This window comes from Rhodocista pekingensis (genome assembly GCF_042665545.1).
GTDB lineage: Bacteria > Pseudomonadota > Alphaproteobacteria > Azospirillales > Azospirillaceae > Rhodocista > Rhodocista pekingensis.
In genome coordinates this window covers 108,128-128,065 of the sequence record NZ_JBHTCM010000009.1, presented here as the reverse complement: position 1 = coordinate 128,065, position 19,938 = coordinate 108,128, and the positions used below count along the sequence as shown (strand labels likewise).

Sequence of the window (19,938 nt, the reverse complement as noted above, 5' to 3'; positions counted from 1 at the left end):
GTAAGAACGAGCATAATCTGTCCGATCGCGCCCGTCTGGGCCGTTCGCCAGAAAGGGGAGCTGACGTGTCGAGCGAAGAGATCCTGAAGCTGCGTGAGGTCGCCGCCCTCTTATAAGGTGGGGGAAAAAACGGTCTACTCCATGGCTCAAGCTGGCGAGCTGCCTGCTTTCAAGGTTCGGGGGCAATGGCGCTTTTCTCGTGCAGACATTGATGCGTGGATCGGGCAGCAAAAGCGCACTACACAAGACCATCTCGACGAGGATCAGCAATAATGTCCGCCTGCACTAAGGAAACGAAGCAGAGAAAAAAGAAGGCGCCTTCGCAGACGGAAAACACGATTCCGGCGGGATACATTCTTGATTATGCTTCCGGCAAGCAGATCAAAGAAACGAAAAAGGAAATCGTTCGACAGCGAATTATTCGAGCTCTGATCCACGAGTACGGATTCTCTCCCGAAGATATGGAATTGGACTTCTCCATCGGCGGTCGCAAGAAGGTGGATGTGGCCATCTTCCACCATGGGAAGGAGCACACCTTGGAGAATCTCGGACGTGCTGTGCTCTGCCGCCAGGAGCCAACTATCGGCAAGAACGCCGTCCGTATCCGTGACTTCGAACAGGCCGCCAAGGACCTAGACGAAATCGAAACCATCATGCGGGACGTCGATGCGGTTCAGTACGGGCTTTGGACCAATGGCCTGGAGTTCTTCTTTGTAGAGAAGGAACGGAAGCGCTTCGAAACCAAGTGCACCCCCATTGGCGACTGGCCCATGGCCGAAGAGTCAGTTGGCACCAAGGAGGTCATCTCCGATGCCCATACCCGGGTCGCCGACAACGAGATGCTCAAGATCACCTTCCGCCGTTGTCACAACTTCATTCATGGCAACGAGGGAATGCCCAAGGACGCCGCCTTCTGGCAGTTCCTGTATTTGATCTTCTGTAAGATGCATGACGAAAACCTGCGCACTAAGCAACGCCAGGCTTGGCAGCGCCGCTTCTGGGCTGGCCCGAAGGAACAGTTCGAGGCGGACGGGCGCAAGGCCATCCGTGCGCGCATCGACGAGCTCTTCACCGAGGTGAAAAAACAGTACAAAAACATCTTCCGAGGAAACGAGGAGATCAGTCTCTCCGACCGGGCGCTGGCCTTTATCGTTTCCGAATTGGCCAAATACGACTTCACCCGCACAGACGTCGATGCGAAGGGCGTGGCATACCAGGAGCTGGTTGGCGTCAACCTTCGTGGCGACCGCGGTCAGTACTTCACTCCGCGGGGCGTCGTGAAGCTGGTGGTCGAGATGCTCGACCCGAAAGAGAACGAGATCTTACTGGATCCGGCGTGCGGCACCGGCGGATTCTTGGTCGCTACTCTAGGGCATATGCTCAAGCAGTTCCGCGAGGAGCAGAATACCCAAGCCGGTAACGAGAGCACCACTGAATTTCTGAGTGTCCACGAGCGGCTGAAGGAGTATGCCGCTTCAAACGTATTCGGGGCCGACTTCGACCCGTTCCTGATCCGCGCCGCGCAGATGAACATGGTGCTGGCTGGTGACGGCCGCGGTCACATTTACAACATCAACTCCCTAGAATTCCCGCTGGGGCATCTGGCGGATCTTCCGGCCGCCAAAAGAGAGATCCTGCTAGGTTCGGTAGACATCATCGCTACCAACCCACCATTCGGGTCGGATATTCCGATTACCGACAAGCACATCCTGGAGCAGTACGAGCTGGCCCACAACTGGGAGCCGGATGGCGAAGGTGGTTTCCGCAACACCGGTGTGCTTAAGGGCAGCGTTGCACCCGAAATCCTCTTCATTGAGCGTTGCATCAAGTGGCTGAAGCCCGGCAAGGGCCGCATGGGCATCGTCCTGCCCGATGGCGTTCTCGGCAATCCGGCAGCGGAATATATTCGATGGTGGATCATGCGGGAAGCCCAGGTGCTCGCCTCCGTCGATCTGCCGGTGGAGGCATTCATCGCGGAAGCCAACGTCAATATTCTTACCAGCCTTCTGTTCCTGCGCCGAAAGGATGACCAGGAGAAGCATCGCGAGGCGCTGGGCGGAGCCGAGGAATATCCAGTTTTCATGGCCGTAGCGGACAAGGTTGGCTTCGATCGCCGTGGCAACAAACTCTACAAGCGCACTCCAGACGGCGAAGAAATCATCGAACCTAAACAGCACACTGAGCGAATTCGTATCGGGGGGCGCTTCGTAGAGCGAACTCTGACCCGCAGCGAAAAGATCGAGGACAATGATCTGCCGCTAATCGCTGAGAAGTACCGTGAGTTTCTGAAGGAGCAGAACGGATGAGTGACGAAGAAAGTGTCATCGAAGCTTCTCAGGATGCGGCCGAAGAAAGCGGGCCCGATAACTTCTTCATCGATATTCTGACGGGGGACAAGGAGAGCGCTTCGGCGAAGAAGCTCTTGGTTCAAAAAGTGCTCCGACAGCTGATCGAAAGCTACGGTTTCGATCGAGACGATATTGAGCTGAATTACAACCCCCAAATACCCGGCCAGGGGCGTAAGCGCATTGATATTGCGATCTTTCGCCCCGATGCGGAGCACACCAATGAAAATCTGCAACGGATTATAGTCTGCAAAAATCAAAAGAAGCGCGACAAGCTTCGGTCCATTGCCGAGGCTGACATAGACCTGCGGGAGCTCAAGGAGCTGCTGGAATTGATCCCTGGCGCTTCGTTGGGAATGTGGACGAACGGCCAGGAAGAATTCCTCTTCCAGGTTGAACGCACCCGGTTCGAGGTTCGATCGAAGCCATTAGGCATCTGGCCGGCGCCGGGGGAGCACACCGCTGACTTGGATCGGACAGGCGGGGTCATTCAAGTCAGTGCCGAGGCGGAAGACCTCGAGGATGCACTGCTGCGCTCGCACCGTTTCCTGAATAGAAACCTGGGCCTGGATCACAAGGACACCTTCAAACAGCTGGCGGTGTTGATGCTGGCCAAGATTTTCGACGAAACGCTGCCGAGCGGCGAACGCAAGTTTTGGATCAGGGGAGACGAGCCTTTCACGGAGCCGGGGCAGCAGGCGATCGCCCAACGCATCAACGAGTCCATCGCTGCGGCCAAGGCCTGGCAGCCAAGCCTGTTAACCCGTGGCTGGGAGCTGACGCTAGAGCCTCATGAGACGGCTCGTGTGGTCATGGAACTGGCGCGTTATTCCCTGAGCGAAACGCAACCCCGTTTCCGCACGGGAGCGTTCCGTGCAGTTGCCCGTAGCGTTATGGATGGCCGCGAGGGTCGGTATCCGACACCGCTGAATGTCGCCGAGATGGCGGTGGAGATGCTCGACCCGCAGCCCGGCGAACGCATAATGGACTGCTCCAGCGGCACCGGCACGTTCCTGGCCATGACCGCTGCTCACGTCTTCAAGAAAAAGCTCGCGGCTTTAGGAACCTCGCCTGAGGAAGCTACCGGTGAGCAGATCCGCCGCGCACAAGAGGAAACCGCGGCCTGGGCTTCCACGAATGCCCTTGGCTGTGACATCGATCCGTTTCTGGCCGTGGCCAGTCGCATGAACCTTCTCTTCACAATCGGCAATCCTGGCCGCGTCTTTAGAATCGACGCGCGCACTTTCCCGGACGGGGATTTAGACGGTATCGAAGCTGCTCGCCCTGCGATGGCTTTGGGCAACATGGACGTTGTCCTGCTGAATCCGTGGTTCTCGACCCAGGATACGGTCAGCGACGCCTCCATCCTCGAGCGCTACGAATTGGGCAACACTTGGGAGCGCGACGAGGCTGGCGGGTTCCGGAACACCGGCAATCTAAATGTGGGTGGTGTACCCCCTGAAGTCCTGTTCATCGAGCGCGCCCTGCAATGGGTCAAGCCGGGCACGGGGCGAATCGGCATCTTGTTGCCGGATGGTCTTCTCGGTAATCCGAGTGATGAATACGTGCGCTGGTGGATCTTGCGACACTGCGAAGTGCTGGCCTCGGTTGATCTACCGGTGGAACCGTTCAAGGTCACCGTCAAGGAATATGGCCTAACCCCTGCCTTGCCCAGCTTCCTGGTGCTGCGCCGTCGTAGCCAGGAGGAGCTGATGCGTACCGAACACCCAGAATACAAGGTATTCATGGCCGTGGTCGATCGCGCTGGCGTCGATGCCCGGGGGAATTTGCTGTTCCAACGAGCGCCGGATGGGGAGGAACTCATCTTCGACGAGGAAGTGGTCGAACGGGTACGCGAAGCTGGTGAAGTCGAGATTCGCCGCACGACACGCCGCAGCCGCCGTATTCATGACGAGCTGCCCGTGGTGGCGGAGAAGTACAAGAGCTTCCGGGAAACCGGCGAGGTGTCCCAATGAGCAGAAAGTTTCAGGTCAAATCTGTTCCGAGCACCTGGCTGGAAAACAATGGGCGCCGGCTAGACTGCGGTCCGTACCTCTCTGGGGCAATGGAAGCAAGGGAACTGCTGAGGAAACTGCCCGCGGAGAAGACGCATTTAGCTAATCTCACTGTCGATATCTTCCATGCTGGCCGAGAGAGCCGTCAGTGGGTAGAGGCCGAGGAGTTTGGCGTCCGGTTTATGGGAAGCACCGATGTTCTGGCCGCAGATTTGTCTGGGCTACCCCTCATCTCAAAGAAGCAAGTTCGAGCGAATCCAAACTTCACAATCCGAGCTGGCTGGACCCTCATCACTAGGTCGGGAACAATCGGCCGGATGGCCTATGCACGTTCTGACATGGATGGAGTGGCCTGCTCTGAACATGTGATGCGAGTGGCCCCTGATGAGCAGAAGATCAAGCCTGGTTACCTATACGCCTATTTGCATAGCCGTTTTGGTGTGCCACTCGTTGTTTCAGGCACTTACGGAGCAATCATCCAGCACATCGAACCACATCATATCTCGGATCTGCCAGTTCCGCGCCTCGGTGAATTAGAAGAGCACGTTCACAATCTGATCGAGTGTGCTGCTGAAAAACGCGTGGCCGCGAATGATTTGATTAATACAGCCATCGCAAACATGGCGACTGCGGCTGGTCTCCCCGAGCTTCCCGCATCGAACGGGATACCTTTTGGGGTCAACGCCGTATCGTCTACCTGCATCGTGAATCGGATGGATGGCGCATTTCACAGCCATCACCATGACGAGGCGGTTTTTTTGCTAAAAGATGCGAAGGCGCCACCGACTTCTATTTCAGAAATGTGCACATCGGTTGTTGAACCTAACAGATTTAAGAGAATTCCGATCGATGATCCGGCGTTTGGCGTTCCACTGTTCGGAACCTCGGCCTTGATGTGGTCAGACCCTAAGCCGAGCTATCTGATTCCGAAAAATATGACCGGCATAGACAGCCTTGTGGTGGGCAAATCGACTGTCCTTATACCTAGATCTGGCCAGATTACTGGCATCATCGGGTCCCCGGTTCTTCCTTATGGCGAGTTAATAGGTGGGGCAGTCTCTGAGGATGCTATCAGAATAAATTGCCCGGACGAGAACGTGGCTGGGTATGTTTTTGTTGCGCTTAAATCTGAATATGGGCGTCGGCAGCTGAAGGCACGAGCATATGGATCTTCGATTCCGCATCTCGATGTGAGCCAAATTAAATCGGTTCAGGTGCCAAATCTCGGAGCTCGACTTATTGAAGAGATTGGCTCCCTCGGGGTCCAGAGCGCCAAGCTCCGCCATGAAGCGATCGCTTGCGAGAACCAAGCTCGTGAACTCGTTGAGAACGCCATCGAGGCCGGGGGGCACTGATGGCAAAAGTTGTACCCATCGGCCAACCTGCCAACGACTCTGAGCGCCAGGCGATCGGCTTTCTTCGGGATCACCTCCCGGATAGCTGGCTGATATTCCATAACTTTGAGATGCGCCAGGGCGACGAGGTGTTTGAAATCGACATCGCCATCCTCGCTCCCCATGCGGTGTATCTCGTGGACGTCAAGGGCACGCGGGGCAACATCGATGTGTATGGCTCCAAGTGGTATCCCGAGGGTCGGCAGCCATTCTTCTCACCGCTGGCTAAGCTGCGCAGCCACGCCAAGGCCATGGCGACCATCATCCGCGAGAGCAACCCCGGCCTTATCGAACTCCGCAAAGCGCATGTTCATGCGGCCGTGCTGCTCACAGCCGATGACGCTGCCGTATTCGATCAAGGGGGTATCGACAGCCCAGATGTTACCAACTTCAAGCGTTGCCTTAAGTATTTTCGGGATTCGAGCCGTGTCCCCGACAGCCGCCTCGACAACATCGCGCGCTTCCATACTCATATTGCCAAGGTTATCACCGGCAAAGCCAAGCCGAAGAGTTCGGCACTGATTTTTCGCGATTGGCAGGTTGAAGAAAAACTCGGTGGCACTGACCGGTACACCGAGTATCGAGCAAAACATAACCTGTTGGGAAAGAGCGGCGGCTTCGCGCGGCTTCGCGTCTACCAAGCCGACCCATATCAGGATGAGGCCGCTCGACACGAAGAGTTCAAGAAGATCAGCAACGCCTACCGGGCGGTGGCGCACATGCCGACGCATGCCAATGTGCTGGCGGTGAAAGACCTGTTTGTCGTCGACGATGAAGATACGGTGGTGCTGGTCACGGAGGACCTGCCCGGCCAGGCGCTACGCCTGCATGTCAACAAGGCCTCCCTGGCGCTGACCTTTGACCAGAAACTCCAGGTAATGCGCGACGTTTTGTCGGCTTTGGACCATGCGCACCGGCATGAGGTGATCCACCGCAATCTCACCCCGGATGCCATTCTGGTCACCAAGGGCGGCCAGGCCCGTGTGACAGGTTTCGATTTCGCCCGGGTGGGCAAGAACCGCACCTCCACCATCGCCGACCAGGTGGTAGATGATTTGGAAGCTGCGTATCAGGCTCCAGAGTGTTTCAAGGACCCAAGCCAGGCCAGCATTGCCTCCGACCTCTATGCCGCGGGGCTGATCTTTTACGAGCTGCTGACCGGCGAGCTTCCCTTTGAAAGCATAGACCAGATGATGGAGGCCGACGGCCAGTTCCCGATGAAGCCCTCGGAACACAAGCCGGATCTGCCCAAGGGGATCGACGAGTGGCTGCAGAAGTTTTGCGAGTTCGACCCCGAGGAAAGGCATACCAGCGCGGCCATCGCCCGGAAGGGCCTGGATGACTTAATTCTGCCCGAGGCCAAGAATGACTCCGGCCCGGATGTGAGCGGCCCGGCGGTCGTCGTACCTCAGCTCCCCGAAAATCTGATGAACCTGCCGCAGGACTTCATCCTGGCGGACCGCTTCCGCATTCAGAAGAAATTGGGCAGCGGCGGCTTCGGCGTGGCTTACAAGGTATTTGATTCTCTGGGCGACGTGGTGCGGGTCATCAAGCTGGTGACCAAAGACCGCCGCAGCGTGTACGAGCGGTTGCGCCGCGAATACAAGACACTGACCAATCTGCCCGAACATCCGCATGTGGTTAAGGTGATCTGGGCCGATCGCATGGCCGATGCCAAGCAGACGCCGTACATCGTCTTTGAGTATGTGGAGGGTCTGGATGTTTCCGATCTGATCGATGCTGAGGCGCTGTCGCTCGATGATGCTGTGCGCATTGTGCGTGAGGCCGCCGATGGGCTGGCCCATCTTCACAAGCACGGCGTTTACCATCAGGACGTCAAGCCCTCGAACCTGCTCTGGACCGACAGAGGCGTCCGCATCATCGATTTCAACGTGGCGGTCTCCGAGAATGATGAGGTTCAAGGCGGTGGCGGCACGCGCCGCTATCTGCCGCCGGATTATGATTACTCTTCCGAGCCCGGAGTTTCGGATCGGGTCGACCGCGACCTCTACGCCCTCGGCATCTCGTTCTACGAGTGCCTAACCGGCAAGTATCCCTTCGACGACCCCACACCGCCGATCAAGACTCAGCCCAAGGACCCCAAGCAGTTCAAAAGCTGCGCCGCCCTGAGCTCTTCGCTGGTCGATGTGCTGGTGAAGATGATCGCGCCGGAGCGCAAGGATCGGTTCTCGTCAGCTGAGGAGTTCTTGGCGGCCATTGCCGAGGTCAAGCGCTTGCGCGCGGTGCTTACGACGGGCGAGATTGGTACCGGACCCAAGGCGGTGTTCAAGCTGGGCTTCGAGCCGACCAAGCCCAACACCAACCCCTTTGTCACCCACCTGCTAACGCTCTACAGCCAGAGCCAGGTCTCCAACGCTGGCACACGTGGGCTCGATGAAGTTGGCAAGGCCACCTACGTGCCGACCTATCTGGACGAGAGGCTCAAGCCTGCGTTGCTCAAGGGCGAGTTCCGCCTTGTCATCATCAGCGGCAACGCCGGCGACGGTAAGACGGCCTTTATTCAGCAGTTGGAGGATTTTGCCGAGAGCAAGGGCGCACAGATGCAACGCGGCGCGAATGGCGCTGTGTTCCAGCTTAAGGGGCATACCTACCAGAGCAACTACGACGGCAGCCAGGATGAAGGCGACGAGCGCAATGATGCCGTCCTTCGGAAGTTCTTCGCTCCTTTCGCGGGCGAGGATGCCTCCGGCTGGCCCGAGAATCAGACTCGGCTGATTGCCATTAATGAGGGGCGGCTAGTCGATTTCTTCCTGGAGCATAAAGAGGAGTTCCCGCTCCTCGCCGAGCAGATCCACCAGGGCTTGGCCGGAGCCGTTCCGGAAGGCGGTATCGCGGTCATCAACCTCAATCTGCGCTCGGTGGTCGCCCAACCCGAGGGAGGACAGCCTTCGATTCTGGAGCGTCTGATCGCCCGCATGACGCAGCAGGAATACTGGCAGGCCTGCGAGCAGTGTGATCTCAAGGGCAAGTGCTATGCCTATCACAATGCCCGGACCTTCCAGGACCCGGTTGCCGGTCCCAAGGTGGTCGAGCGCCTGCAGATGCTCTACACCATTACCCATCTGCGCGGCCGACTGCACATTACCATGCGCGACCTGCGTTCGGCGCTCGCCTTCATGCTGGTGGGCACCAAGGATTGCGACGGAATTCACCAGCTCTATCAGAATGGCGGTGAAGAAATCCAGAATCGCATCCTTGACGGTTTTTATTTCAATTCTTGGCTTGGCGGGGCGGAAGGCTCGAATGACCGGCTGATTGCCTTGCTGCGCGAAATCGACGTTGCCGAAGTCAGCAACCCAGATCTGGACCGCGAACTCGGCTTCCTCAATCCCCAGACCAAGGCCATGAGCCGCTTCTCGTTCACGGAACGGGCCGGGTACGACGGTATTCTGTTGGAGACGCTGTTCCGCAATCTACCTCGCGATTACTCGTCGAAGAACCGTGATCGGTTGATCGCCAAGCACCGGAATTACCTATCGCACATGCGCCGCCGCCATTTCTTTGAGCGACGCGACATCGGTTGGAAGGAGATGCTGCCATACGGAAGCATTGATACCTTCCTGGATGCCATTAAGCAGCCAGGCGCGAAAAGCGCCGATGAGGTTTCCGCCATTCTTCGAGCTGTCAACCGGGGCGAAGGTCTGAGCGATCCGGCGCGGCTGGGCAACCAGTTGGCGTTGCGTGTCCGCCAGGTGGATAAAGGCACAATCCGCAGTTATCGCCTTTTTGACGGTGACCATTTCACCCTCCGCACCGAGCAGGAAACGGCGGCTCACCCTTTCCTCGAGTGCCTGTCTCAGGCGCTGGTACTGCTTTACGACTCCGGCGATGGACACAAGGCCAACCTGCGCATCAATCTCGACATCTATGAAATGCTGATGCGGCTCAACAATGGCTACCGCCCCAGCATCGAAGAACAAGAAGGGTTCTACCTCAGCCTGGCTGTGTTCAAGAATGTTCTATCCGCCGCTCCCTATCAGGAGGTGCTTCTCACTGAAAGCGGCTTCGAATTCTTTCAGATCCGGCGCGACGACAAAGGCATCCTGCATCTGGGAAAAATAAGCAGGAGGGCGGAAGCATGAGCATCAAAGGTAGAGACAAGGAGTTCCGCACTCCCAAGACGACGTACCTGGATTTTAAGCACATCGAGATGGATCGTGTGCTGACGATGCTCTTCCCCCGACTGAAATACGACGGTTATGCCAGTCGACGTCCGCCCCGAGGCGGCGACCTGACAGTTGAAGAGTTCATGGAGGACTTCATCGAGCATCCAGAATGGTTCGCGGGCTTTGATCGCTTTCCGCAGGTAGTACACCGCTGGATCGAGACCGATCTTATGGATGTGGTTAATCGAGGCAAAGCCAATCAGGCCGTGGCCGCGCCAAGGCCGCTGCATGGCAACACCTATAAGTTCCGCAACGCCAAGCATACCCGGGATTATGGGGCGGCCGAGCAGATTTACTGGATGCTTTTCTATGCCCGCAAAGGCAAAGGCCAAGCGGCGCGAGATGCCTTGAAGCGTTTCTTTTTTCCGGGGATTGACTTGGTGACGGACCGTTACGATCCCAACGCATCGGTGGATGTGGAAACGCAGGCAATCCTGCGTCTGGATCACCAGGTCACCCAAGACATGAAGGACTCCAAAGAGCCCTCGCGCTTCCAGCCGCTGTGTATCGGCCAGGCCGATATCATGGCCGACGACATTCTGCGGCTACTCGCCTACGAGCCCTACATACCGCGTTCGGTGCTGGTGGATTACCTCAAAACCCTGATGGCATTCCATCTGGCGCTTTACCACCTCAAAATTCTGCAGATGCTGCCGAAGCTGGTGAAACAGCGGTCTGGCAACGATCTCTGTACCGCCAAGGAATGCCCGATCAACCCCGGCCTCGACAATGCGCTGGAGGGCTGTCCTTACCGCGTGGCTTTGGTCGTGGACATGGGGGATGTCAACAATCCGCATATGGCCGAGCTGGCGCGCAAGTCCACTGACCGGCTCTATCGTCAGATACCGGCCTTTGTGCAGGCCAATTTCGCCGTCAAGAAGCTCGATGAAATGGCGGAGTACCTGAGCAAAAAAGCGGGCAAGCTAGCTACCCCTAGGGCCGGCGTTTTCACCGTTGGCGATCTGGTATCCCTGCTGAAGCCGGAGCATGACGCTGACCGCCAAGCCTACTTCAAATTCCGCTTGGCCAGCCTGATCGAGGAATCGAGCTCCGGGAACGAGGACGTCGATCCGGAGATCCGGGAAGTCACAGGCATGGGCCTTAGCGAATTTGAAGCCTTCATCGAAATCCTGATGGCGTATCGCGGCAAGTATCACCGCCAGTACATCACTGAGTGCCTGGACTCTCTGCTACTGAAGAACAAAGAGAACGGCCTTCTGGCTCAATCCCGGACGAAGGGAAGTTCTCGGCGCTTTGTCTTGGGAAGCAAGTTGCTTGAAGTGCTCATCCAGTTGGCTGTGCTCACCCAGGACGGCGGGCGTTTCGTGACCCGAGAGGTCCGCATCGAGGAGTTGCTGGTCTTTTTAAGGAACCGCTATGGCCTTCACATCGACCGGCTGCCGGAAAGAGCCCAGCCGAACATCAGCATCCTCGACAGACGCGCCCTGCGCCTTAACCTCGAAACCTTCAAGCGGCGCCTGCGTGAAATTGGGTTCTATGAAGACCTTTCGGATGCCTACGTGACCCAGAAGGTATCGCCCCGCTATGCAATTGAGAGAAACGGTGGAACTGATAAGAACGGCAGGCATGCATGAGTAACGCGTTCACCAAGCTTTCTCAGGATAAATTGAACGCTGCGGTCGCTGGTCTCCTATGCCCTCGTATCGAAGCGATCCTGGAGGACCGCGGGCCAGGCCACTGCATGCGGGTCACCGATCTCGATAATGATGTAATGGAGTCGGTCTGCAAGCAACTGCGCCGAACCCGGTCCGACGGAAACATCTTTATCCTCGGCAGCCATGACGAAGATGGCCAGAAATTTCGAGTCACATCTACGAAACTGGTGGAGCTGCGCAACCCGGACGCAAACGGCGAACTGCGCCAGCCTTTGCTGGTCTTCATACCCACCTCACTCCGCACCAGCGCCGAGGACTCTTTTGGCGTGGCGACCTTTGAAGAGTTGGCTTTCACCGGCATCTACGGGGACCTTTTCAACTCGCTGCTTGATCGGCTTCCGGCAACGCTGGTCGGTCATGTTCGCGATCTTTTGGGCATCCTCACCGAGGAGGATTGGCTATTTGCCGACGATGTCTCCCGCGTGCGGTACCTGCTCACTGCGCTCGAAAACGGGGTTGATGGAGAAACCCTCGGGGCCAGCCTGTATGAACTGACGTTAATTCCAGACTTCAAGCTCTTTGCCGATCCCGACACGGTCAACGGCAAGATTCGCCGTAACCTCGGCAGCGTCCGCAGTCTGATGACTTCGCACAAGTCGGTTCGTGGTCGCATCGCTGATCTGGGGCTTAGCGACAAGGCTTTGGAGTCGCGCCTGTTCACCTACTTTGAAAAGCACGATGTCCAAGAGCCCGAAGCCTGGACGCCGCCCATCGCGGTCGACAAGAGCTGGTGGAGCATTTCTTTCGACAAATGGGCGTTCCAGGAAGAGCTTTCGCTGGACAAAGTTCTTCTGACGGTCTCGGCGACCGACTTGCCGGTCATTCAGGACGATGAGACCGACGACCAACTCTCCGGTCTCATCGGACAGCAGGTTCTAGTCCCGAATGATCGCCGCAAAATGAACGTGGTATTCGAAGTTAACCCTCACCCGGGTAAGGTCAGCGGGCTTGACCATTTTACGGTTCAGATCGTTTCGCAGAATAACGGTCCGGTAGGAAAATCCAAAAAGGTGAAGGCCTGGACGCCGAGCCGCCTGCAATGCACGACCAACCTTGCCAAACTCAACAGAATCGAATTCGAGGAAGGATGGCATTTCATCCGTGTAATGCCTTGGACGGCCGATGGCGATCCGATTCCGCTGGAACCGGATTCCCCCTCCGAGGGCGCTAAACGCTCCTATGAGAGCGAACCTTTCTACGTCCTGCCCGGTGGCCGCATCGAGGAAGAACCGCCGCAACGTGCCATTCCCATTGAGCAGAGCCTCGAGCATGCGCTTTTCCGGCTGCAACTGGCTGCATTGGGCGATGAGCGCGATCCCGATGATATCGTCATCAGTGGTGTCGCCTGGGCCGAGGGCGCTCGTTCGAAGAAGACCTCCCGGCAGGAAACCTTGCTTGCGAAATTCGGTCGTGAGGGCGCTGTTCAGATCCCGCTTTCGCGCATGCTCAAAAACATCGAGCAGCGTATCTTGACGGCGCCCAAGCACCCTTCAGGCTGGCGAATGCAGATCAATCTGGATACTGCCGAGCCGCCTTCCGAGGTCGGACTCACGCTGCCATCTTCTGCCGGAATGGCCTCCTTCCTGGCTGCCCGCGAAGAGTTTTTTGCAGCGGTGCGCAAAGACACTGCCGAGCTGATCATGCAGGGGCTTTCGTTTCGAGACTCGGAAACGGAATGCCTCGCTTACGCTGAAAGCTACCTTGACTTGGTCAGGAACCTCATCCGCCAGGCCGAGACGACTTCTGGTGCCGAGCGTCAGCAACATCTGCAAGCGCTCAGAAACGTGCTGGCCGTTGATTCCATTCATGTCATCTTGACCGACTTCCGTGGAAGGCATCGGGAGGCCGTATTGGCCTCCCCAACCCATCCGCTCCGCGCCTTGTGGTTGAGCAGTTGGGTCACCCTGGGTAAGGATTGGATCGAGAAGATCAAGTCGGGCGGGAAGGATCACATTCCTCACGTCCGTTCCGCGCTATTGGATGGCCTTGTGCCCTCTGCCTATCCGGTCGGTATTCCCGTCGAGGATGGCCGCATCTTCACTCCGGTGGACAACCTGAATGCGTTTTGGGCGCTCTACGCCCCGACAACCGAGGAGAATTCCCGTGGCCTGATGGCGGAGATCTGTTCGGCCCTCGGCTTGGCCGAGCCCTCTGCGGCGGGGACTGATATTTCCGGAAAGGTCATTGCGGACAAGATCGAGCGCTATCTCTCCCAGCATCCGTATGTGCGAGAGTTATCCCTGAACATCTTCAACCCCGGGGCCGGTTCGGTGGTAGCGGAGGCCCTGATATCGCTCCAGCAGAAGCGTGAGCATGCCGATTTGCGCTATGATATCCGGCTCTTTACCTCCGATCCCGACTCGCCTGTTTTGGGTGAGGCGCTTGAATCTATGGTCCGCCCCGGAGCGACGGTAAACGAGGCAGCCGACGCGTTTGCGACTTCAACTGGCAGCCATCTGTTTTCCAAGCTGAACTTGGCCAAGCACGCGCTGAATGAATTCCATACAAATTCCAAGGAGTTTCCGGCACACATCAGCGTTCTTCTAGATGTGTTTCCCGCCGAGGAGCTTTCCATTGCCGAGAAACCGATGGGAGTGACTCCGCTGCATGGGTTGATACAGGACTTCGACACCGAATTCGTTGATGACGATTCGGGTACTTTCTGGAATAAGCGGCCGATTGTCGGGCGCTCCCTCGGGGCGGACAACCACTCTGCGTGTTTCGATTTGCTGTCGTCCCTGAGCCGTCACCTTTGTTTTGCTACCTCAGCGGTTGCTGCTTCTGGTGCCAGTTTCAAAGCCGTGCCCGTCGTGACCCTTGGCCTTGATGTGGCCCAACGAGAACTGATCTACGAGGTTCATCAGATCAGCGATTGGGTGTTCACCATCGACCGAAATATGGGGATTGAGTTTTTCGACCATGGCGGCCGGAAGAATAGACCGGACTATCTGATTGACTATGTGCCGGGAGCCAGCTCCCAGGCGACACACAACCTGATCATCTCCTCGCGCTCGAACGATGAGCTGGAGGCCATGCTGAAGCCGGTGTTGCTTGAGCATGGCTTGTCCGCCGACGGCGAGCAGTCGGTTCAGATTCTGGCAAACCTGCGGTCGCTTTCCGGACAGCTCGCCCTGAAACTGATTTCCGCACGCACGCAACAGGCGGAAGCTCTTGGCCTGGCCCTGGCGCGGCTCTATCTCGAATATCAGGGCGCGTTGAGCAATCAGGTCATTGTGCCGTTGGACGCACACACGGACCTCTACCGCTCAAGCGGTGAGTCAGACGATGTCAATGATGCCATCAGCCTGCAACGCACCGACTTGGGTCTGTTCGACTTGGATTTAAACACCAGGACGATCACTTGCAACTTGGTCGAGGTGAAGTGTTATTCGCAGGTCGGTGACTTTGCGGCCTTCAACCAACTGAAGGAGCGAATCTCCGCCCAAATCAATCAGAGCGAGCGCATACTCCAGCGCCACTTTGACCCGGCCCTGAAAAAGCCGGACCGGCCGGATAGGTTGCTCAAGAGCCGGGAGTTGGCTCAGATCCTTCGGTTCTATCTGGAACGCTCACTGCGTTACGGGATCTTTGATGTGACTGCCGCGCAGGAAGCGCGAGGGCTACTTGCATCCATCGAACAGGGCTACTCGCTTCAGTTCAGACGCAGCGCCCTGATCTTCGACTTCGACAAGACCGGAACCGAAGCCCCGGACAACGAGGTGGGCATTGAATTCCACCGCATCGGCAAGGATCTCATTCACGCCTTGCTGGAGAGCTGCCGCAAGCCTATTTCCGTCGAGATTGAGGAGGAGCCGACCGCGCACCTCCTGAGCGAGCAGTTTATACCGAACGTGCCGAAGCTCGAGACAGCTGCTTTCATCGCACCCAAGAGAGCCCGGTCAACGTCCTGGACGGTGGATGAGCTCTGGGACGAAGAGCCGGAGGCACCAATCACCCAGCCAACACCTCCTGCCGCAGAGGAAACACCCGCACCTGCCCAAGAGGAAAAGGCGGATGCCGTCGAGCAAGCACCTCGACCTTCCACCATTGCGCCAGAAGAAGAAAAAGAGGACGAACAGCCCGCCGCCGTTGCTGTTGAACCGGAAGAACCTGTTCAACCCGCGCTTGAAGCGCCAGAACATCCAACACCCGAGCCTGCACCTCAAGCTGAGGTCAGCTATGACATCATGCTGGGCGTTAATGGTGACTCGCCCCAGTACGGATTGCTCGGAGAGGTATCCGGCAGGAAGATCGCGCTGGACCTCAACCACACCCACACGATCAGTCTCTTTGGGGTTCAAGGCGGCGGCAAGAGCTACACCCTTGGAACAGTCATTGAGATGGCCTCGATGCCGCTTCAGCACATCAATGTGCTGCCAAGCCCGCTCGCCACGGTCATTTTCCATTACAGCCCGACGCAAGATTATGCGCCGGAGTTTACCTCGATGATCAATGCCAACTCGGTGGATGAAGAGATCTCCATCCTTCGTGAGCGTTATAAGGCTACCCCGGAAGCCCTGAAAGATGTCCTGATTCTTACCCCGGCAAACAAGGTGAATGACCGCCGGGCCGAGTACCCGGATATCGAGGTTAAGCCGATTGCTTTTTCTGCCTCCGAACTCAAGGCGGCGCACTGGAAATTCCTGATGGGAGCGATTGGCAGTCAGAGCATGTATATGCGGCAAATCAACCTCATCATGAGGGGACTGCGGGATAACCTGACCTTGGATGCTCTTCGAGCTGGCATCGATAGCTCTGGTCTGTCCGATCACCTAAAAGAGCTGGCCCAGACGCGCCTATTGTTCGCTAGCGAATACATCGATGATAACCAGCGACTCCAGGATCTGATTCGTCCAGGCCGTTTGATCATCGTGGATCTGCGAGATGAATACATCGAAAAGGACGAGGCCCTCGGCCTGTTCGTGGTGATGCTGCAGATTTTCTCGGAAGCAACCTACCAGGGAAGCGCATTCAACAAGCTGGTGGTTTTCGATGAAGCCCACAAGTACATCGAGAACGATGACTTGGTTTCCGGCCTGGTAGAGGTCGTCCGTGAGATGCGACATAAAGGGACCAGCATCATGGTGGCCTCTCAGGACCCGCCATCGGTCCCTGTATCTCTGATCGAGCTGTCATCGCAGATCATCATGCACAAATTCAACTCGCCCGCCTGGCTGAAGCATATCCAGAAGGCGAATGCCGCCCTTGGCGAGTTGACCTCCGACAAAATGAGCCATCTCGGAACCGGCGAGGCCTATGTGTGGTCGAGCAAGGCCTCGGACGACGCATTCTCCCGGGGCGCGGTGAAGATCAAGTGCCGTCCTCGCATCACGCAGCATGGAGGCAGCACCAAAACGGCAATAGCACGCCAGTGATTTCACCCATTGCACGCCCTCCGAGCCTGATCCCGCATGACGCTGTAGTCGGCGAGCAGTTCGGCGATAGCCGATCCCTCCGGCAGCAGATCGAGCTCGTCGGCTGCACGCGCCTGGAAGTCGCGGCTATACTCGACAACCGGCAGGCAAGCGGCCGCAACGCGGGGTTCAGAAGCGATGTCGTTGTCGACGGCGCGTTCCAGGGTGCCGATGCGGCCCTCGATGACGGCGACCTTGGTGGTGCCCCAGGCGACGAGGCTCAGCAGCGCCGCCATGATGGCGGCGGCGCGGGCGACGATGGCAACCAGCAGGGCTCATTCGGCGGTGGTCATGGGCGGGTCTCCTTCGGGTCGGAGGCTCAGGACAGTATCCCGGCGGTCTTCAGATCCAGGATTAGGGCGCGCAGCACGGCGCGGACGTCTTCCAGGGCGGAGCCATCGGCGTGCAGGCTGCGGGTGAAGGCACTGCCGGAAGGATTGGGCCAGACGGCGGCTGGGCGGTCGTAGCGGGCGGCGATGATGTGCCAGGCCGCGCCATTGGAGACGACGGCCACATGATCACCGCGCCGGCCGAGCCGGACCGGGTCGGCGTCGGGACCACGGCCGCCGGCTTGCGTGACGGTCACGGCGTGGGGGCCGCTGTCGCTTTTCTTGACCACCAGCACCACACCGTTGAGTGGGTGCGGGTCGGGCAGGTCGGCGGTGACCGGCCCGGTCCAGGCGCTGACCAGGTGGACGGCCCGTGCCGGATCGAGGGTGACACTGGCCATGCCTTCGGTGAAGGCCGTCTCCAGTTCCAGCCGCCCGATGCGCGCCTCGGTCAGTTCGGTGCGCTTCAGGTGGTTCTTCACCGGATGGCCGGCGTTGAAGGCGGTGTAGCGGCCGGCCCCGGTGGTATCCCAGATCGGCGCGCCGCCGGTGGCGGAGAACAGGTTCAGGATGGCCGTGTTCTGCGATCCACCGTCGATGCGGATGCCGGGGACCGGGCCCAGGCTCTCGGCATAGAAGTTGACGATCAGGTTCTGGTCGGTGGCAAAGCCGAGCCGTAAGCAGGCCTCCGCCCCCGGATGCAGGTTGGCTTCGCAGTCGACGAAGCTATTGTTGAAGCGCCCGGCCGAGATGAAAAACCCGCAGCCGGACATGGGGGCAGCCAGGGAATAGACCCGGATGTCGTGGAACTTGTTGGCGTTGGGCGTGTCGCCGGCGGAATTCACGGTCAGCAGCACGCCATGCAGTTGCGGTCGGGCGACCAGGGTGCGGGCGATGTGGTTCCAATAGCAGGGCCGGTCAGGATTATCGTACCCGTCCAGCACGATGCCGATCACTGCATCCCAGATCGAGACATTCTCCACCACCGTCTTGACGCACGGTCCGTCGCGGCCAAACAGCTTGATGCCACTGGCCCCGCCGACGATGCGCAGATTGCGGATGGCCGCATAACCATCCACCACCTCGACCGCGTTCCAGCCGGTCTGGCTGTAGACCGGGGCCGCCCCGTCGAATGGATCGGGACGGGCCTGGAGGACGGAGCCTTCCCCCACCCCCATCAAGGTCTGGCCGTAGCCCAGCACAACCGGGCGGGACACGCGATAGATCCCCGGCACCAACAGCACCGTGGGCGCGGCGGCCAGTGCGGTGTCGATGGCGTCGGAGCAGTCGGAAACACCATCGGGGATGCCGCCGTAGCTCTGCGGCACGGCGATCTCCCGGCCGCGCAGATAGTCGCGCAGGCGCTGCTTGTCCACCGGCTGGCCGGGGATCAGCACGTCGTCGATGGCGGCGGGCATGGTCAGAGTTCCGCGCTGGCGAGCAGCCGCCCGCCGAGGCTGGTCAGCACCACCGGCGTGCCGCTGGTGAGGCCGGCGAAGGTGCCAAGATCGAAGCGTCCCCCGTCGGCGGTCCGCTCGTGGATGGTGCCGATCCCACCGGAGGCTTGCGTGAAGTTGGCGGTGACCATGTCGGTGATGGTGAGGGGGGTCGTTGCCTGATATTCGGGCGTCGCCCGCAGCCCCGGATGGCTCACCGAGAGCTGGATGTTGTTACCGGAATTGGCCCGGCCGACGGCGGTGGCGATCGGCCGAAGCTGGCGGTGGACCAGGGCCGTTTCCAGGGCGATGGGGCGCAGGTCGAAATCCGTCGCCGCACTGCCCGCCTCCAACTGGACGGCACCCAGGTAGAACCATCGGCCGGACACCGCCCCGCAGGCGGCGGTGATGGTGATTTGCAGCCCTGTTTCACAGGCTCCCATGTCGGGCACGGCCAGCACGAGGTTCGTGTTGCTGTCATGGGGGACGCTGATGGTGGTGTTGGCGATGGTGCTGACGCTGGTGAAGCTATCCGGGCTGCCGGCACGGGACAGTGTCAGGGTCCAGACGATGGTCTGCCCGCAATCATGATAGGCGCGCGCCGACAGCACCGCCGGGCTGTGACGTAACCACAAGGCATCCGCCGCCTCCAGACGCAGGCGCCAATGGATGGCGCCACCGCTGCCGAGGGTAGCGCCCTGGACCAGGCAGGCGGCACCGGATGGCGACAGGCTGAACACGCCGGTGGCGCGCTTCACCGTGCCGGCACTGGGGCTGCCATCGGCACGGACCTGCCAGAGGTCAACCTCCCCCGGTTGCCAGGTGGCCGCCAACGCCGCTGCCGGGCGATGGGAAACGCGGGCACAGCCATTGACCACCAGATTGCGCTGGGCGGCCAATGCGCCAGCCCCACTGCCCGCCGACAGCCGGGGATCGTCGGCGCGCACCAGCTTTGTGGGATTGCTCTCCCCTGGATCGGCCACTGGCAGGTCGGCCAGGGCGTGGGTGTGGGTGGTCGGTGCCTTGCCGTCCAGCGCCGTGGACAGTCCCGTCACATCGTCAAGACTGTGGCTGTGGTCAGCCGGCGCCTTGCCGTCCAGGGCGGCGCGAACGCCGGGCAGGATGAAGCGGGCATCGCGCAT

Annotated in this window: 10 protein-coding genes; 7 read left to right on the top strand and 3 right to left on the bottom strand. The window is 58.9% G+C overall.

The genetic code is table 11. The annotated features are described in order from the left end of the window. Positions 1-93 precede the first annotated feature (93 nt). Genes ACFQPS_RS08025 through mads8 form a run of 7 tightly spaced genes read left to right on the top strand, consistent with a single transcriptional unit; the run spans position 94 to position 16,992 of the window. Complete coding sequence (locus tag ACFQPS_RS08025) at positions 94-273, top strand: helix-turn-helix domain-containing protein (protein WP_417715182.1); 180 nt, start codon at positions 94-96, stop codon at positions 271-273. Then, positions 273-2,306 carry a methylation-associated defense system DNA methyltransferase MAD2 gene (gene mads2, locus ACFQPS_RS08020; protein ID WP_377357970.1) on the top strand — a complete coding sequence of 678 codons (2,034 nt, stop codon included), beginning with the start codon at positions 273-275 and terminating at the stop codon, positions 2,304-2,306. Before ACFQPS_RS08025 ends, mads2 (ACFQPS_RS08020) begins: the two co-directional genes overlap by 1 nt. Next, the gene (gene mads2, locus ACFQPS_RS08015; RefSeq protein WP_377357969.1) at positions 2,303-4,321 is read left to right on the top strand and encodes a methylation-associated defense system DNA methyltransferase MAD2; all 2,019 of its coding nucleotides are present in this window, start codon (positions 2,303-2,305) and stop codon (positions 4,319-4,321) included. The genes mads2 (ACFQPS_RS08020) and mads2 (ACFQPS_RS08015) overlap by 4 nt, the downstream gene beginning before the upstream one ends. Beyond that, positions 4,318-5,715 (top strand): methylation-associated defense system restriction endonuclease subunit S MAD5, encoded by a 1,398-nt coding sequence (gene mads5 / locus ACFQPS_RS08010; RefSeq protein ID WP_377357967.1) that lies wholly within the window; start codon positions 4,318-4,320, stop codon positions 5,713-5,715. Before mads2 (ACFQPS_RS08015) ends, mads5 begins: the two co-directional genes overlap by 4 nt. Next, on the top strand, positions 5,715-9,857 hold the full coding sequence (gene mads6 / locus ACFQPS_RS08005; protein WP_377357965.1) for a methylation-associated defense system protein kinase MAD6: 4,143 nt from the start codon (positions 5,715-5,717) through the stop codon (positions 9,855-9,857). The genes mads5 and mads6 overlap by 1 nt, the downstream gene beginning before the upstream one ends. Next, positions 9,854-11,536 carry a methylation-associated defense system protein MAD7 gene (gene mads7, locus ACFQPS_RS08000; RefSeq protein WP_377357963.1) on the top strand — a complete coding sequence of 561 codons (1,683 nt, stop codon included), beginning with the start codon at positions 9,854-9,856 and terminating at the stop codon, positions 11,534-11,536. The genes mads6 and mads7 overlap by 4 nt, the downstream gene beginning before the upstream one ends. Then, positions 11,533-16,992 carry a methylation-associated defense system ATP-binding protein MAD8 gene (gene mads8, locus ACFQPS_RS07995; RefSeq protein WP_377357961.1) on the top strand — a complete coding sequence of 1,820 codons (5,460 nt, stop codon included), beginning with the start codon at positions 11,533-11,535 and terminating at the stop codon, positions 16,990-16,992. The genes mads7 and mads8 overlap by 4 nt, the downstream gene beginning before the upstream one ends. 2 nt (positions 16,993-16,994) lie before the next feature. Here mads8 and ACFQPS_RS07990 read toward each other — a convergent pair whose 3' ends face one another. The 3 genes from ACFQPS_RS07990 to ACFQPS_RS07980 all read right to left on the bottom strand — a co-directional run bounded on the left by ACFQPS_RS07990 (position 16,995) and on the right by ACFQPS_RS07980 (position 19,938). Continuing rightward, positions 16,995-17,267 carry a hypothetical protein gene (locus ACFQPS_RS07990; RefSeq protein WP_377357960.1) on the bottom strand — a complete coding sequence of 91 codons (273 nt, stop codon included), beginning with the start codon at positions 17,265-17,267 and terminating at the stop codon, positions 16,995-16,997. Between the two features lie 83 nt (positions 17,268-17,350). Beyond that, complete coding sequence (locus tag ACFQPS_RS07985; protein WP_377357958.1) at positions 17,351-18,778, bottom strand: pectate lyase family protein; 1,428 nt, start codon at positions 18,776-18,778, stop codon at positions 17,351-17,353. Between the two features lie 2 nt (positions 18,779-18,780). Beyond that, a complete protein-coding gene (locus ACFQPS_RS07980) occupies positions 18,781-19,938 on the bottom strand; it encodes a phage tail fiber repeat family protein (protein ID WP_377357956.1) in 1,158 nt (385 codons plus the stop codon).

Excerpts from the sequence above, each read along its gene's own strand:
- mads2 (WP_377357970.1), top strand. The coding sequence starts at position 273 with ATGTCCGCCTGCACTAAGGAAACGAAGCAGAGAAAAAAGAAGGCGCCT.
- mads2 (WP_377357969.1), top strand. The coding sequence starts at position 2,303 with ATGAGTGACGAAGAAAGTGTCATCGAAGCTTCTCAGGATGCGGCCGAA.
- mads5 (WP_377357967.1), top strand. The coding sequence starts at position 4,318 with ATGAGCAGAAAGTTTCAGGTCAAATCTGTTCCGAGCACCTGGCTGGAA.
- mads6 (WP_377357965.1), top strand. The coding sequence starts at position 5,715 with ATGGCAAAAGTTGTACCCATCGGCCAACCTGCCAACGACTCTGAGCGC.
- mads7 (WP_377357963.1), top strand. The coding sequence starts at position 9,854 with ATGAGCATCAAAGGTAGAGACAAGGAGTTCCGCACTCCCAAGACGACG.
- mads8 (WP_377357961.1), top strand. The coding sequence starts at position 11,533 with ATGAGTAACGCGTTCACCAAGCTTTCTCAGGATAAATTGAACGCTGCG.
- ACFQPS_RS07990 (WP_377357960.1), bottom strand. The coding sequence starts at position 17,267 with ATGGCGGCGCTGCTGAGCCTCGTCGCCTGGGGCACCACCAAGGTCGCC.
- ACFQPS_RS07985 (WP_377357958.1), bottom strand. The coding sequence starts at position 18,778 with ATGCCCGCCGCCATCGACGACGTGCTGATCCCCGGCCAGCCGGTGGAC.
- ACFQPS_RS07980 (WP_377357956.1), bottom strand. The coding sequence starts at position 19,938 with ATGCGCGATGCCCGCTTCATCCTGCCCGGCGTTCGCGCCGCCCTGGAC.